This window comes from Micromonospora sp. NPDC007271 (assembly GCF_040634005.1).
Lineage (GTDB): Bacteria > Actinomycetota > Actinomycetes > Mycobacteriales > Micromonosporaceae > Micromonospora.
Map to the genome: position 1 here is coordinate 26,223 of NZ_JBEYER010000074.1, position 12,887 is coordinate 39,109.

At 75.3% G+C, this 12,887-nt stretch carries 14 protein-coding genes and 1 pseudogene; 7 read left to right on the top strand and 8 right to left on the bottom strand.

From position 1 onward, the window contains the following. Positions 1 to 10: 10 nt before the first annotated feature. Positions 11 to 1,039, bottom strand: coding sequence for a non-homologous end-joining DNA ligase (ligD, locus tag ABZ570_RS23920; protein WP_358067630.1), 1,029 nt, complete (start codon positions 1,037 to 1,039; stop codon positions 11 to 13). Positions 1,040 to 1,086: 47 nt separating this feature from the next. Here ligD and msrB point away from each other — a divergent pair, with 47 nt between their 5' ends. Beyond that, positions 1,087 to 1,497: a peptide-methionine (R)-S-oxide reductase MsrB gene (gene msrB, locus ABZ570_RS23925; protein ID WP_358067633.1), complete on the top strand. Its 411-nt coding sequence runs from the start codon at positions 1,087 to 1,089 to the stop codon at positions 1,495 to 1,497. A 24-nt stretch (positions 1,498 to 1,521) separates the two neighbouring features. Here the strand turns inward: msrB and ABZ570_RS23930 are convergent, their stop codons facing one another. Continuing rightward, positions 1,522 to 1,797: an isoamylase early set domain-containing protein gene (locus tag ABZ570_RS23930; RefSeq protein WP_358067636.1), complete on the bottom strand. Its 276-nt coding sequence runs from the start codon at positions 1,795 to 1,797 to the stop codon at positions 1,522 to 1,524. Between the two features lie 159 nt (positions 1,798 to 1,956). On the opposite strand from ABZ570_RS23930, the gene ABZ570_RS23935 reads away from it, so the two are divergent. From ABZ570_RS23935 to ABZ570_RS23950, 4 genes are read left to right on the top strand one after another with little or no spacing between them, the layout of a single operon-like run. Next, positions 1,957 to 2,217 (top strand): Prokaryotic metallothionein, encoded by a 261-nt coding sequence (locus ABZ570_RS23935; RefSeq protein ID WP_358067639.1) that lies wholly within the window; start codon positions 1,957 to 1,959, stop codon positions 2,215 to 2,217. A gap of 60 nt (positions 2,218 to 2,277) precedes the next feature. Next, the gene (locus ABZ570_RS23940; protein WP_358067642.1) at positions 2,278 to 2,865 is read left to right on the top strand and encodes a redoxin domain-containing protein; all 588 of its coding nucleotides are present in this window, start codon (positions 2,278 to 2,280) and stop codon (positions 2,863 to 2,865) included. Between the two features lies 1 nt (position 2,866). After that, the gene (locus tag ABZ570_RS23945) at positions 2,867 to 3,775 is read left to right on the top strand and encodes a cytochrome c biogenesis protein CcdA (protein ID WP_358067644.1); all 909 of its coding nucleotides are present in this window, start codon (positions 2,867 to 2,869) and stop codon (positions 3,773 to 3,775) included. 9 nt (positions 3,776 to 3,784) lie between these two features. After that, the gene (locus tag ABZ570_RS23950) at positions 3,785 to 4,258 is read left to right on the top strand and encodes a GNAT family N-acetyltransferase (protein WP_358067647.1); all 474 of its coding nucleotides are present in this window, start codon (positions 3,785 to 3,787) and stop codon (positions 4,256 to 4,258) included. 16 nt (positions 4,259 to 4,274) lie between these two features. On the opposite strand, the gene hemQ is transcribed toward ABZ570_RS23950, so the two are convergent. Genes hemQ through hemE form a run of 3 tightly spaced genes read right to left on the bottom strand, consistent with a single transcriptional unit; the run spans position 4,275 to position 7,532 of the window. After that, on the bottom strand, positions 4,275 to 4,976 hold the full coding sequence (gene hemQ, locus ABZ570_RS23955; RefSeq protein ID WP_358067650.1) for a hydrogen peroxide-dependent heme synthase: 702 nt from the start codon (positions 4,974 to 4,976) through the stop codon (positions 4,275 to 4,277). Next, complete coding sequence (gene hemG / locus ABZ570_RS23960; RefSeq protein ID WP_358067653.1) at positions 4,973 to 6,379, bottom strand: protoporphyrinogen oxidase; 1,407 nt, start codon at positions 6,377 to 6,379, stop codon at positions 4,973 to 4,975. Before hemG ends, hemQ begins: the two co-directional genes overlap by 4 nt. Before the next feature lie 10 nt (positions 6,380 to 6,389). Next, positions 6,390 to 7,532, bottom strand: a complete 1,143-nt coding sequence (gene hemE / locus ABZ570_RS23965; protein WP_358067656.1) for a uroporphyrinogen decarboxylase — start codon at positions 7,530 to 7,532, stop codon at positions 6,390 to 6,392. A gap of 175 nt (positions 7,533 to 7,707) precedes the next feature. Here hemE and ABZ570_RS23970 point away from each other — a divergent pair, with 175 nt between their 5' ends. Beyond that, positions 7,708 to 8,280 (top strand): DUF3000 domain-containing protein, encoded by a 573-nt coding sequence (locus tag ABZ570_RS23970; protein ID WP_358067659.1) that lies wholly within the window; start codon positions 7,708 to 7,710, stop codon positions 8,278 to 8,280. Positions 8,281 to 8,383: 103 nt separating this feature from the next. Here the strand turns inward: ABZ570_RS23970 and ABZ570_RS23975 are convergent, their stop codons facing one another. Continuing rightward, positions 8,384 to 9,241 (bottom strand): hypothetical protein, encoded by an 858-nt coding sequence (locus ABZ570_RS23975; RefSeq protein ID WP_358067662.1) that lies wholly within the window; start codon positions 9,239 to 9,241, stop codon positions 8,384 to 8,386. A 123-nt stretch (positions 9,242 to 9,364) separates the two neighbouring features. Then, a complete protein-coding gene (locus ABZ570_RS23980) occupies positions 9,365 to 10,792 on the bottom strand; it encodes a trypsin-like peptidase domain-containing protein (RefSeq protein ID WP_358067665.1) in 1,428 nt (475 codons plus the stop codon). A gap of 228 nt (positions 10,793 to 11,020) precedes the next feature. On the opposite strand from ABZ570_RS23980, the gene ABZ570_RS23985 reads away from it, so the two are divergent. Continuing rightward, complete coding sequence (locus ABZ570_RS23985; RefSeq protein WP_358067668.1) at positions 11,021 to 12,349, top strand: HRDC domain-containing protein; 1,329 nt, start codon at positions 11,021 to 11,023, stop codon at positions 12,347 to 12,349. 60 nt (positions 12,350 to 12,409) lie between these two features. On the opposite strand, the pseudogene ABZ570_RS23990 reads toward ABZ570_RS23985, so the two are convergent. After that, a pseudogene (locus tag ABZ570_RS23990) lies at positions 12,410 to 12,887 on the bottom strand (hypothetical protein); the annotation flags it as partial.

Consider the following 12,887-nt stretch of genomic DNA (forward strand, 5'->3'; position numbering starts at 1 on the left):
GGCGCCCGCCTCAGGCGCGCGGGCGGTCGCGGTCCTTGGAGGGCTGCACCCGCTTCGGCTCGCCCGGCATCTTCGGGTATTCCGGCGGATACGGCAGGTCGCCCTGCCCGGCGGCGGCGTCCCGCTCGGCCCACTCGAGCAGCGGGGTGAGGTCCCACGGGGCGTCGTCGATGCCGGCGTGCGGGTCACCCCGCTCGGCGATCCGGGCCGGCACGGTGCGCAGGTCGAAGTCGTCCGGGTCCACCTCGGTCAGCTCGTCCCAGTGGACCGGGGTGGAGACGGTGGCCCGCGCGTTGGCCCGCAGCGAGTACGCACAGGCGATGGTCCGGTCCCGGGCCATCTGGTTGAAGTCGACGAAGACCCGGCTGCCTCGCTCCTCCTTCCACCATGCGGTGGTCACCAGCTCGGGGCGGCGGCGCTCCAGTTCACGGGCCAGCGCGATGGTGGCCCGGCGCACCTCGACGAACGTCCAACGCGGCTGGATGCGCAGGTAGACGTGCACGCCCCGGCCGCCGGACGTCTTCGGCCAGCCGGTCACCCCCAGCTCGTCCAGCAGCGCCCGCAGCTCGCCGGCGGCGGTGACCGCGTGGGTGAAGTCGGTGCCGGGCTGCGGGTCCAGGTCGATCCGCAGCTCGTCGGGGCGGTCGACGTCGGTGGCGCGCACCGGCCAGGGGTGGAGGACCACCGTGCCCATCTGCGCGGCCCAGGCCACGTGCGCCAGGTCGGCCGGGCAGAGTTCGGCGGCCTTCCGGCCGCTGGGGAAGCTGATCTCCGCGGTCTGGACCCACGGGGGTACGCCCCGGGCCGGCACCCGCTTCTGGAAGAACATCTCCCCCTCGATGCCCTCGGGGAAGCGCTGCAACGTGGTGGGCCGGTCGCGCAGGGCGCGCATGATCCCGTCGCCCACGGACAGGTAGTAGTGGAAGACGTCCGCCTTGGTGAAGCCGCGCTGCGGGAAGATGACCCGATCCGGGCTGCTCAACCGTACGGTGTGCCCGGCGACCTCGATCTCCTCGGCCGCGGCCTTCGTCGCACCCATTTGGCGACCATATGCGATGGCACCGACGCTCGTCGTACCGTTGACCGGTGAGTCTTTCCGAGAGCGAACTGCCCCGTACCGAGGAAGAGTGGCGGGTCCGGCTGAGCCCCGAGGAGTTCCGGGTGCTCCGCGAGCACGGCACGGAGCCACCGTGGACCGGCGAGTACGTCGACACCAAGACCCCCGGCGTCTACCACTGCCGGGCCTGCGGGGCGGAGCTGTTCCGCAGCGAGGACAAGTTCGACTCGCACTGCGGCTGGCCGAGCTTCGACGACGCCATCCCGGGCGCGGTGAAGGAGCTTCCCGACAACACCCTCGGCATGCGGCGTACGGAGATCCGCTGCGCCCGGTGCGACAGCCACCTGGGGCACGTCTTCGAGGGTGAGGGCTTCACCCCGAAGGACACCCGGCACTGCGTGAACTCGGTCTCCGTCCGGCTGGAGCCGAAGCAGGGCTGACCCGGCGGCCCCGCGACGGGCTGATCAGAGCAGGAGACGGGAGCCCTGCTCGTCGATCGCGTCGGCGGAGTCGTCGTCCAGCCACACCCCGCCGGTGGCCAGGTAGCGGAAGCGGTGCTCGCCGGGGCCGAGTCTGACCGTCACCGTCCGGGTGCCGTCGCGGCGGGGCACCAGCTCGTGCCGGCCGGGCTCCCAGCCGTTGAAAGAGCCGACCACGCTCACCGGGCCGGGCGGGGTGTCCCGGGGGAGGCAGAAGGTGACCCGGGTCTGGTTGCCGAAAAGCCTGTTGCGCTTGATCACACGGTCCTCCCGGGGGGTGTCGGGGCGGTCACCCGGCCTAACGCGCGACACGCCGGGGGCGACATGCCGTCGAGCCGGATCAGGTTCGCGGGTTCCGGTTGCCGCGCGGTGTCCGCTCACCGACCCTGGGATGACAGGTCCGTTTTCGGGGGGTTTCGTATGGCTACTTGTGAGGTCTGCGGCAACGACTACTGGATGGCGTTCGAGGTGCGCACGGCCAGCGGCGCCACGCACACCTTCGACTGCTTCGAGTGCGCGATCCACAAGATGGCGCCGATCTGCGAGCACTGCCAGACGAAGATCGTCGGCCATGGCGTCGAGGTCTCCGGCCGCTTCTTCTGCTGCGCCCACTGTGCCCGCGCGGTGGAGGGCGCCCAGGGCGCCGAGATCCGCGACGCGGTGGGCGCCCGCCCGGCCTGACGGGAGCCGTAACCGGGCGGTAAGGGTCGGAAGCGCTCGGCCGTGGATAGCATCCCGGCCATGCCTGCCACCAGATCGCCACTGCTGCCGCTCACGCTGACCGCCGTTCTCGCCCTCGCCGGTTGCGCAGGCGCCGACCAGCCGACCGACGACGCGGCCCCGGCAGCCTCGGCGCCGGCGGCCTCAGCCCCGGCGGCCTCAGCCCCGGCGTCCGCCGCCACGACGGGCGGCCCCGCCGCCCCGGTACCGACCACGCTGGACTTCACCGCGCGCACCATCGACGGCGGGTCGTTCGCCGGCAGCAGCCTCGCCGGCAAGCCGGCCGTGCTGTGGTTCTGGGCGGCCTGGTGCAGCCGCTGCCGGGGCGTCGCCGACGACGTGGCCGCGGTGCGGCGGGACAACGCCGACCGGGTCACCCTGATCGGGGTGGCCGGGCTGGGCAGCGGCGCCGACGCCATGCGGCGCTTCGCCCGGGACACCGGCATCGCCGCCTTCCCGCACCTGGCCGACGACGAGGGCGCGGTGTGGCGCCGGTTCGGCGTCACCAGCCAGGAGTGGTACGTCCTGCTCGACTCGACCGGCACGGTGGTGCACTCCGGGGCGCTGTCCCAGGCGGAGCTGCGCCGGCGGATCGCCGAGCTGACCTGACATGCCCGACGCCCCCTACGGTCTGGCGGTCGCCGCCGGCCTGCTCGCCGCGGTGAACCCGTGCGGGTTCGCGCTGCTGCCCGCGTACCTGTCGGTGCTGGTGCTGGGCGACGGCCCGGCAGCCGCCCGGGGACCCCTCGCGCCGGTGGGCCGGGCGATGGCCCTGACCGGCGCGATGACCGTCGGCTTCGTCGCGGTCTTCGGCGCGTTCGGTCTACTCGCCGGGCCAGTCGCGGACACCGTCGCGCGTCGGCTGCCATGGGTGTCGGTGCTCATCGGTGCGGCGCTGGTGGCGGCCGGTGGGTGGCTTCTCGCCGGCCGCCAGCTGCCCACCGTCACCCCGCGGCCGGCGGCCGGGCCGGCGGTCCGGGCCCGGTTCGGCTCGATGGCGCTCTTCGGCGTGGCATACGCGGTGGCCTCGCTCGGCTGCACGGTCGGGCCGTTCCTCGCCGTGGTGGTGGCCGGCTTCCGGGCCGGCAGCCCCGCAGCGGGGGTCGGCCTCTTCGTCGCGTACGCCCTCGGCATGGGGCTGGCGGTCGGCGCGGCGGCCCTCGCGGTGGCGTTGGCCCGGGAATCCCTGGTCCGGCGCACCCGGCGGGCCGCGCCGCTGCTCGGCCGGCTGGCCGGCCTGCTGCTGGTGCTCACCGGTGGCTACGTGGCCTGGTACGGCTGGTACGAGGTCCGGCTCTTCGCCGGCGGCGACGCCGACGATCCGATGATCGCCGCCGCCGGCCGGGTGCAGGGCGCGGTGAGCGGGTGGCTGGCCGGGCTGGGCCCCTGGGGCGTCGCCGTCGTCGTCGCCGCGCTGGTCGGGGTGGCCGCCGTCGGCACCCTGCTCCGGCGACGGGTCACCGTCGCCCGGGCCGCCCCGGCCCGGGCCGACCGGGGCCGCGAGGCGGACGCGACCTAACATCGCGGGATGCCCATCGAGTCGCACGTCGCGAGCTTCGCCGAACTGGACGCCCGCACCTTCCACGACCTGCTCCGGCTGCGCATCGACACGTTCGTGGTGGAGCAGTCCTGCCCGTACCCGGAGCTGGACGGCCGGGACGTCGAACCCGGCACCCGGCACCTCTGGCTGACCCGCGACGGCGTCGTGGTGGCGTACCTGCGGATCCTGGCCGACCCGGGCGGCGTGGCCCGGATCGGCCGGGTGGTGGTGGCGCCGGCGGCCCGCGGCGCGGGCCTGGCCGGCCGGCTGATGACCGAGGCACTGGCCCTGGTCGGCGGCGGGCCGTGCGTGCTGGAGGCGCAGAGCCACCTGGTCGCCTTCTACGCCGGCCACGGCTTCACGGTGAGCGGCCCCGGCTACCTCGACGACGGCATCCCGCACACCCCGATGCGGCGGGAGGGGCAGCCGGTTGACGGGCCCCCGGTCAACGCCAGACGTTGACCGGGGGCCCGTCCTTTCAGACCAGGCAGGTGACGATGTCGGCGATGGAGCGGCGGCGGCCGGTGTAGAACGGGACCTCCTCGCGGACGTGCCGGCGGGCCCGGGAGGCCCGCAGGTCGCGCATCAGGTCGACGATCCGGTGCAGCTCGTCGGCCTCGAAGGCGAGCATCCACTCGTAGTCGCCGAGGGCGAAGGAGGCCACCGTGTTGGCCCGTACGTCCGGGTAGCCGCGGGCCATCCGGCCGTGCTCGGCCAGCATCTCGCGCCGCTCGGCGTCCGGCAGCAGGTACCACTCGTACGACCGGACGAAGGGGTAGACGCAGACGTACGCCCGCGCCTCCTCGTCGGCCAGGAACGCCGGGATGTGGCTCTTGTTGAACTCGGCCGGCCGGTGCAGCGCCATCTGCGACCAGACCGGGGTGAGTGCCCGGCCCAGCGTGGTCCGGCGGAACCGCAGGTACGCGTCCTGGAGCGCGTCGCTGGACGAGGAGTGCCACCAGATCATCAGGTCGGCGTCGGCGCGCAGGCCGGCCACGTCGTACGTGCCGCGGATGGTGACGTCCTTGCCGGCCAGCTCCTCGAAGAGCGACTCGACCTCGTCGACGACGTTCTCGCGCAGGGACGGGAGGGGACTGGTCGCCCGGTACACCGACCACATGGTGTAACGGATGGTCTCGTTGAGCTCCCGCAGCCGTGCCGCGTTGGTCTGCTCGGTCATGCCGATCCTCCCAGTGCTGTGATGATCTCTTCGGCCGCCGTCTCGCCGGAGCGGACGCAGACCGGAATTCCGACGCCGTCGTAGCCGGCCCCGGCCAGGGCCAGCGTCGGGTGGGCGGCGCGCAGCGCCGCCCGGGCCGCCGCCACCCGGCCGAGGTGGCCGGGGGTGTACTGCGGCAGGGCACCGCCCCACCGCTGCACGTGCCGGCCGACCGGGGTGGGCAGCGACGTGTCCAGCACCTTCGACAGCTCCCGGTGCACGGTGGCGACCAGGTCGTCGTCGGTGAGCTGGAGGGACGTCTCCTCGCCGTACCGGCCGACCGAGGCGCGGACCAGGGCGAGCCCGTCCGCCCGGCGCAGGTGACCCCACTTGGTGGTGAAGAACGTGGCCGCCTTGATCAGCAGCCCCTCGGTCGCCGGCACCAGGAACCCGGAGAGCTCCGGCAGCTCCGGCTCCGGCAGGGCCATGGTGACCAGCGCGACGCTGGCGTAGTCCAGCCCGCCGACGGCGGCGGCCACCTCGGGTGCCGGGTCGGCGAGCAGCCGGGCGGCCGGGCAGGCCGGCACCGCGAGCACCACCGCGTCGACGTCGATGTTCTGCGGGTCGCGGGTGGGGCCGACGGTGAGCCGCCACCCGGCCGGGGTGCGTGCCAGCTCGCGGACCGCCGCGTCCCGGCGGATCGTCGCGCCGCTGGACCGCGCCGCCGCCTCGACCAGGGTGCTCATCCCGCCGGCCAGGGTGCCGAAGACCGGCGCACCGGGGGCGCGGGGCGCGGCGGCCTGCGCGGCCCGGACCGCCCCGACCAGGGTGTGCTCGACCCGGGCCGCCCGCGCGAGGGCCGGCATGGTGGTGACCAGGGACAGATCGTCGGCCCGGCCGGCGTAGACGCCGCCGAGCATCGGATCGACCAGCCGGTCCACCACCTCGTCGCCGAAGCGCGCACGGACCAGCGCGCCGACCGGCACGTCGGCGTCCGGGTCGAGCAGCGGACGGCCGCCGTCGGTGTCGGCGTCCGCCGCCGGCCGCGCCACCGCCGCCACCTTCTCCAGATCACCGGGTACGCCGACCAGGGTGCCGCCCGGCACCGGGCGCAGCCCGCCGTCGACCACCAGGGCGGCCTGCCCGACGGTCGGGTGCACGATGCGGTCGGTCAGGCCGAGCCGGCGGACCAGGGCGACCGCGGCGGACTCCCCGCCGGCCGGGTCACGCATCAGGAACGACTCGGCGCCGAACTCGACGGGCTGCCCGGCCAGCTCACCGGTGCGCAGCTTGCCGCCGAGGCGGCCGGACTGCTCGTACACGGTGACCTCGGTGCCGGCGGGGGCGCGGTCGCGCAACCGGACGGCGGCGGCCAGCCCGGCGATCCCGCCACCGACGATCGCCACCCGGTACGGTCGCGCCACGGTCCCTCCCCTACTCCACCGGGCGCGCGGACAGCTCGTGCACCAGCGCGACCACCCGGGTCAGCACGTCCGGATCGGTCTCCGGCAGGACGCCGTGGCCGAGGTTGAACACGTGACCGGGGGCGGCGCGGCCCTCGTCGAGGATCCGGCGCACCTCGGTCTCCACCACCGGCCACGGGGCGAACAGCACGCACGGGTCGAGGTTGCCCTGCACGGCCTTGTCCGGGCCGATCCGGCGGGTCGCCACGTCCAGCGGCGTACGCCAGTCCACGCCGACCACGTCGGCGCCGGCCTCGCCCATCGCGCCGAGCAGCTCGGCGGTGCCCACCCCGAAGTGGATCCGGGGCACCCCTGGCGACCGCTCCGGCTCGGCGCGTCTGTCGCCGCGCTGCGACCCGGAGCAGTCGTCGGCCAGGCTGCCGAGCACGCGGGTCGAGTGCGGCAGCACGTAGCGCCGGTAGTCGGCCTCGGAGAGCGCGCCGGCCCAGGAGTCGAAGAGCTGCACCGCGGAGACCCCGGCGTCGACCTGCACCCGCAGGAAGGACAGGGTCACCTCGGCCAGCCGGGCGCAGAGCGCGTGCCACAGGTCCGGGTCGCCGTACATCAGCGCCTTGGTCTTCGCGTGGGTACGCGACGGCCCGCCCTCGACCAGGTAGCTGGCCAGGGTGAACGGGGCGCCGGCGAAGCCGATCAGCGGGGTGTCGCCCAGCTCGGCGACGAGCAGCCGGACCGCCTCGTCCACGTAGGACACGTCGTCGCGGGTGATCGGGCGGATCCGGTCGACGTCGGCGGCGGTGCGGACCGGCTCGGCCACCACCGGCCCGGTGCCGGGCACGATGTCCAGGTCGACGCCGGCCGCGGCCACCGGCACCACGATGTCGCTGAACAGGATCGCCGCGTCCACCCCGTGCCGGCGGACCGGCTGGAGGGTGATCTCGGTGACCAGCTCGGGGCGGCGGCACGACTCCAGCATCGGCACGTTGGCCCGGATCTCCCGGTACTCCGGCAGCGACCGGCCCGCCTGACGCATGAACCAGACCGGGGTGTGCGGCCCGGGCTCGCGCCGGCAGGCCCGGACGAAGGGAGACTGGGCCGGCCCGCCGTGGCGAGGCTCTCCGTGTCGGGCAGCGGCGCCCGTGGTGTCGGTGCTCATCGCGGCAATCGTGCCACGCCGTCGGGCCCGGCCCGCCGCCCCCGTCACCTTTTGTGACGTACAAGGAGGGGCCCCCTGTTAACGCCTGCGGTAGAGAAGGGTTCCCTTCTAACACGGCCCGGCCGCTCGGCGCGCCGTTGCGCCGTACGGGACGGCGGCGGCATAGGCTGCCGGCATGGCCCCCCCGATCGCGCTCCCGGAAACGTTCGCCCGCGCGGTCGCCGGGTTGCGATCGGTGACACCCCGCGCCGAGATCCTGCTGGAGGAGGTCGGTGCCCCCCAGCGCCTGGCCCCGTACGCGTTCGCGCTCTCCGCGGCGGTGCTCCGGGACGGCGACGAGGTGGCCAGCGGGCGGCTGATCCTGCTGCACGACCCGGCCGGGCACGAGGCGTGGCAGGGCACCCTGCGGCTGGTCACCTACGTGACCGCCGAGCTGGAGGTGGACCTGGCCAGTGACCCGTTGCTGCCCGGGGTGGGCTGGACCTGGCTGACCGACGCGCTGGACGCGCAGGACGCCCGGCATCGGGCCATCGGCGGCACCGTCACCCAGACGCTCTCCACCCGGTTCGGCGAGCTGGCCGGGCCGCCCGCCGCCGGGGACATCGAGATCCGGGCCTCGTGGACGCCGCTCGGCGTCGACCTGGCCCCGCACCTGCTCGGCTGGTGCGCCCTGCTCGCCTCGACGGCCGGTCTGCCGCCACCCGGCGTGACGGCCCTGCCGTCCCGCCGGTCCGCCGGCGCCGCCTGACCGCCCGCCACCCGGAGATCCGACCCGCCGTCGCCGCCGCACCGCCGCAAGGCACGGCGACGGGCCGCCCCGGACGACCGGAGCGGCCCGTGGAACGCGGCCGTCAGAGGTAGTTCTCGGCCTCGTCGCAGACCTTGTCCATACCCTTGCTGGCCTTGTCGAAGGCCGCCTTGTCGCCCCGGGACGCCGCGCTGAGTGCGCTGGTCAGCTTCTCCAGGCAGGTGGCGATGACCTTCTTCTGCCGGGCCTGCTCGTCCCGGTCGTTCTTGGTGCCGGTGAGGTTCTGCTCGGTGTCGGCGAGCTTGTCCCGCACCTTCTGCAGATCGGTCGTGAGCTTCTCGATCTCCTGCTGGTTCGCCGCGATGGTGCCGTCCCGCTGGCTGACCTTCTGCTCGGCGGTGTTCAGCTTCCCGTTCGTGGTCACGTAGAGGCCGGTCATCACGCCGCCGAGGACGAAGAGCAGCCCGGCGACGAGCGCGAGAACCAGTGCGGCCCGCCCCTTGCCCGGGCGCGGGGCGGGTGCCCCGTACGGCGGGACCGCACCGGGCGGCGCGGACATCGGCTGCGGCCCGAACCCGGGGCCGGACACCGGCGGAGCGGACATCGGCGGGGGCGACGTGGGCTGCGGGTAGCCGGGGGCGGAGACCGGGGCGGAGCCGGGCGCGTACGGGCCGGCGACCGGCGGCACCGGGGCCGGCGGGACGGGCTGGGCCACGGTCGGCTCGGGCCCGCCGTACTGCTGGGGCACCGGCTGGCCCGCCGGGAACGGCTGGGTCGGCTGCTGGCCGGCCGGGAACGGCTGGGTCGGCGGTTGCTGACCGGCCGGGGGCTGCTGGGCCGGCGGCTGGGCGGCCGGGAAGTGCTGGGGTGCGGGCTGGCCGCCGCCGTACGGGGCGCCGTAGACGGTGCCGCCCGGCGGCTGGGGCGGGTAGCCCTCCGCTCCGGTCGGTGGCTGGGACATGTCGTTTCCTCCAGGTTGCTGGTCCCCGTGGGTGGCCCCGACGGGCGAGAATTCCGCGAATCGACGAGACCGGGGCCCCGCCTGAGGATGCGCTAGGCGGTCAAGACGACCGGCGGGCGCCGGTCAGCAGACCTTGAACGTTGCGCAGGCGGTCTTGATCGGCACGGCGAGGCCGATGCCCTCGGCGTCCCGGGCCTTGGCGGTGGCGATGCCGACGACCTCCTTGCCCCCGTTGATCACCGGTCCGCCGGAGTTGCCGGGGTTGATCGGGGCGTCGAACTGGATCACCGGGCCCGAGCCGTCCTCGTCCTTGCGGAACGCGCTCACCACTCCGGTGGTCACGCTGTCCTGCAGGCCGAGCGGGGCGCCGACCACCACAATCTGCTGCCCGGACCGGACCGGCTCCGCAGCCGCGACCAGCCCGGTGAACCGGGCGCTGGTACGCAGCTGGGCGAGGTCCTTGTCCTTGTCGACCTTGACGACGGTGGCCTCGAAGCGCTGGCCGGTCCGCTCCAGGAAGACCTTCCGCCCGCCGGCGTCGTAGACCGACTCCACCACGTGGAAGTTGGTGAGCAGCGTGGTGCCGCCGCCCGCCAGCGGTTTGCCGATCGCGAAGGCCGTACCGGTGAAGTCGCCGGCCCGGACGCGGAACACGCTGGGCAGCACGGCGCTGGCCACGGCCTCCGGGTTGAAGGCTGCCCCGGCCTGCTTCTCCAGTGTCTCCGTCCGCTTCTCCAGGCCGTCCAGACGGCGGCCGTCCGCCCCCTGGGCCTCGGCCAGCCGCCGGTCGGTGGCGGCGAGCCGGTCGTTCAGCCGGTAGATCTGGTACGCCTGCACGCCCGCGACCACGGTCAGCACGGCGGCCAGCGCGAACGCCACCACCGGCAGCCGACGCCGGCCGCCGGAGCCGCCCGCGGGAGGGTACGCGGGCACGGAGGCGGCCTGCGCCGGGTAACCCGGTCCGGAGACCGGCTGGCCCGGATACGCCGGACCGGAAACCGGCTGGCCCGGATACGCCGGACCGGAAACCGGCTGGCCGGGCACACCGACGGGCTGGCCGGGCAGGCCGGCGGGCTGTCCCAGCTGGGCGGGTGGGGTGGCTTGGCCGGCAGGGCGGCCCGGGAGGCTGGGCTCGGCACCGCTCGGCTGACCGGGCACGACGCCGGGCTGGGCGGCCGGCCATGCGCCCTGGCCGGCCGGGGCTGCCGCGCCCACCGGCCCGGCCCACGGCCCGCTGTTCGGCGTCGGGGGCCAGGTGGCCCGGCCCGCCGGCCCGACCGGCTGCCCCGGCACACCGACCTGGCCGGGCAGGCCGGCAGGCTGGCCCGGAACGCCGGCAGGCCGGCTCGAAACGGCGCCGGGCTGACCGGGAACGCCGGCAGGCTGGCCGGGAACGCCGGTGCGCTGGTCGCCGGCCGGACCACCACCGACGCCGGGAACGGCGGGCGGGATGGCGAAGCCGCCACCGGGCCCGACCGCCGGGGTGGCGTCGGTCACCTCGCCCCCGTCCTGCTCCGGCACCCCGTCGCCCGCCCGGTAGCCAGCCGTCATGATCGCTCGATCCTCCCCGTGAACGCCCCCGCCCGACGCCGTTCGGCAGCCCTCGGCACCGCCACGGCCCGATGGACCGTACCGGCGCGAACGGGGTTTGTCTCCCCCGTTGTCCGACCCTGTCATGCCGGCGCCACCCGGCTCCGTCGCGACACCCGCCGCTCATCCCGCCGACACACGGCGGACCGGCTGCGCACACCGGATCCCCCGGCGAACTAGGGTTGTCAGGTGACCGACGAACCACCCCTGCGCCGTCGGGCCGCCGAGAGCCATACGGGAGAGGCATCGCCCCAACCGTCGTCGGCCGCGCCGCAGCCAGCGGACGCGGGGACCGAACCCAGCGCCGACGGGCCCGTGCCGCTCACCGCGCCCCGCGAGGGCACCCCCGCGCCGGTGACCACGTCCAACGAACTGGACGAGGTCGTCGCGCGCTTCGCCGCGGGCATCGGCCCGGTGGCCCTGGACGCCGAGCGCGCCTCCGGATACCGCTACAGCCAGCGGGCCTATCTCGTGCAGCTACGGCGGGCCGGTGCCGGCACCGCGTTGATCGACCCGCTGCCGCTGCCCGACCTCTCCGCCCTCGACGCGGCGATCGCCGAGGCCGAATGGGTGCTGCACGCCGCCAGCCAGGACCTCGCCTGCCTCGCCGAGGTGGGGTTGCGCCCGCGTCGGCTCTTCGACACCGAGCTGGCCGCCCGGCTGGCCGGGTTCGAGCGGGTCGGCCTCGCCGCGCTGACCGAGCAGCTGCTCGGCTACACACTGGAGAAGCACCACTCGGCGGCGGACTGGTCCAGCCGGCCGCTCCCGGAGTCGTGGCTGACGTACGCGGCGCTCGACGTGGAGATGCTGGTCGACCTGCGCGACGCCCTCGACGAGGAGCTGCGCCGGCAGGACAAGTCGGAGTGGGCGGCGGAGGAGTTCGCCGCGCTGGTCCGCAACGGCGCCCGTCCGCCGCGGGTGCGGGCCGAGCCGTGGCGGCGCACCTCCGGCATCCACCGGGTTCGCGGCGCCCGGGCGCAGGCCCGGGTCCGTTCCCTCTGGTACGCCCGGGACCAGATCGCCGCACGGCGGGACGCGGCCCCGGGGCGGGTGCTGCCGGACTCGGCGATCGTGGCCGCCGCCGAGCTGGATCCGAAGGACGAGAAGAGCCTGCTCACCCTGCCCGGCTTCGGTGGCCGTTCGGTACGCCGGCTGGCCCGTACCTGGCTGGCGGCCCTGGACGACGCGCGCCAACTGCCCGACGACGCGCTGCCGGTGACGCCGGTCGTGGAGGGCCCGCCCCCGCCGCACCGGTGGGCGGAACGGGACCCGGTGGCGGCCGGCCGGCTGGCCCGCAGCCGGGAGGTGGTGCTGCGGATCTCCGGCGCGCACAACCTGCCGCCGGAGAACCTGATCGCGCCGGACTACGTCCGCCGCCTCGCCTGGCAACCCCCCGAGGAGATCACCGAGGACACGGTCGCGGAGACGCTGCGCGGATTCGGCGCCCGCGAATGGCAGATCGGGCTGCTCGCCGGCGAGCTGGCGGGCCAGCTCCCCGGGCCGGGCGAGCCCTCCTGACGGGCGCACCCCTCCGGCGGCCCGCCGTCGGAGGGGACCACGGTCACGGCGCCGGGCGGGTCAACGGCCCTCGGCGGCAGCCGGGCGGGCATCGCGCAGCGCGGGTGCGAGCGCCCACCAGCGGGCCAGCGCCGTTGCCCCGGCCAACGCGCCACCCACCAGCGCCGCTTCGACCAGCACCACCGGAAGCGCGGTGCTGTAGCCGGTGGTCCACGCGAAGGCCATGGTCACCGGCGTCACCAGCAGCCCGGCCACCGGCAGGAGCAGGGCCATCGCCCACACCGTCCGGCCGATCGCGGGAACCTCGGCCATCCGCTGGCGGACGGCGAGGAGCGCGCCGACGAGCACGGCCAGGACGCAGATCAGGTACCGCAGCAGCCCGATGGCGACCGACAGCTCCGCCGGGCCCGGCACCGGCGCCTGCACCCACAGCAGCAGCCAGGAGAGCACAAGGCCGGGTGCGCGCTGCCGACCCGTACCCGGCAGGGCTGAGCTTTCGGGCCGCCGCTGATCCTGGCGGCGGCCCGTCCGGCCCCCG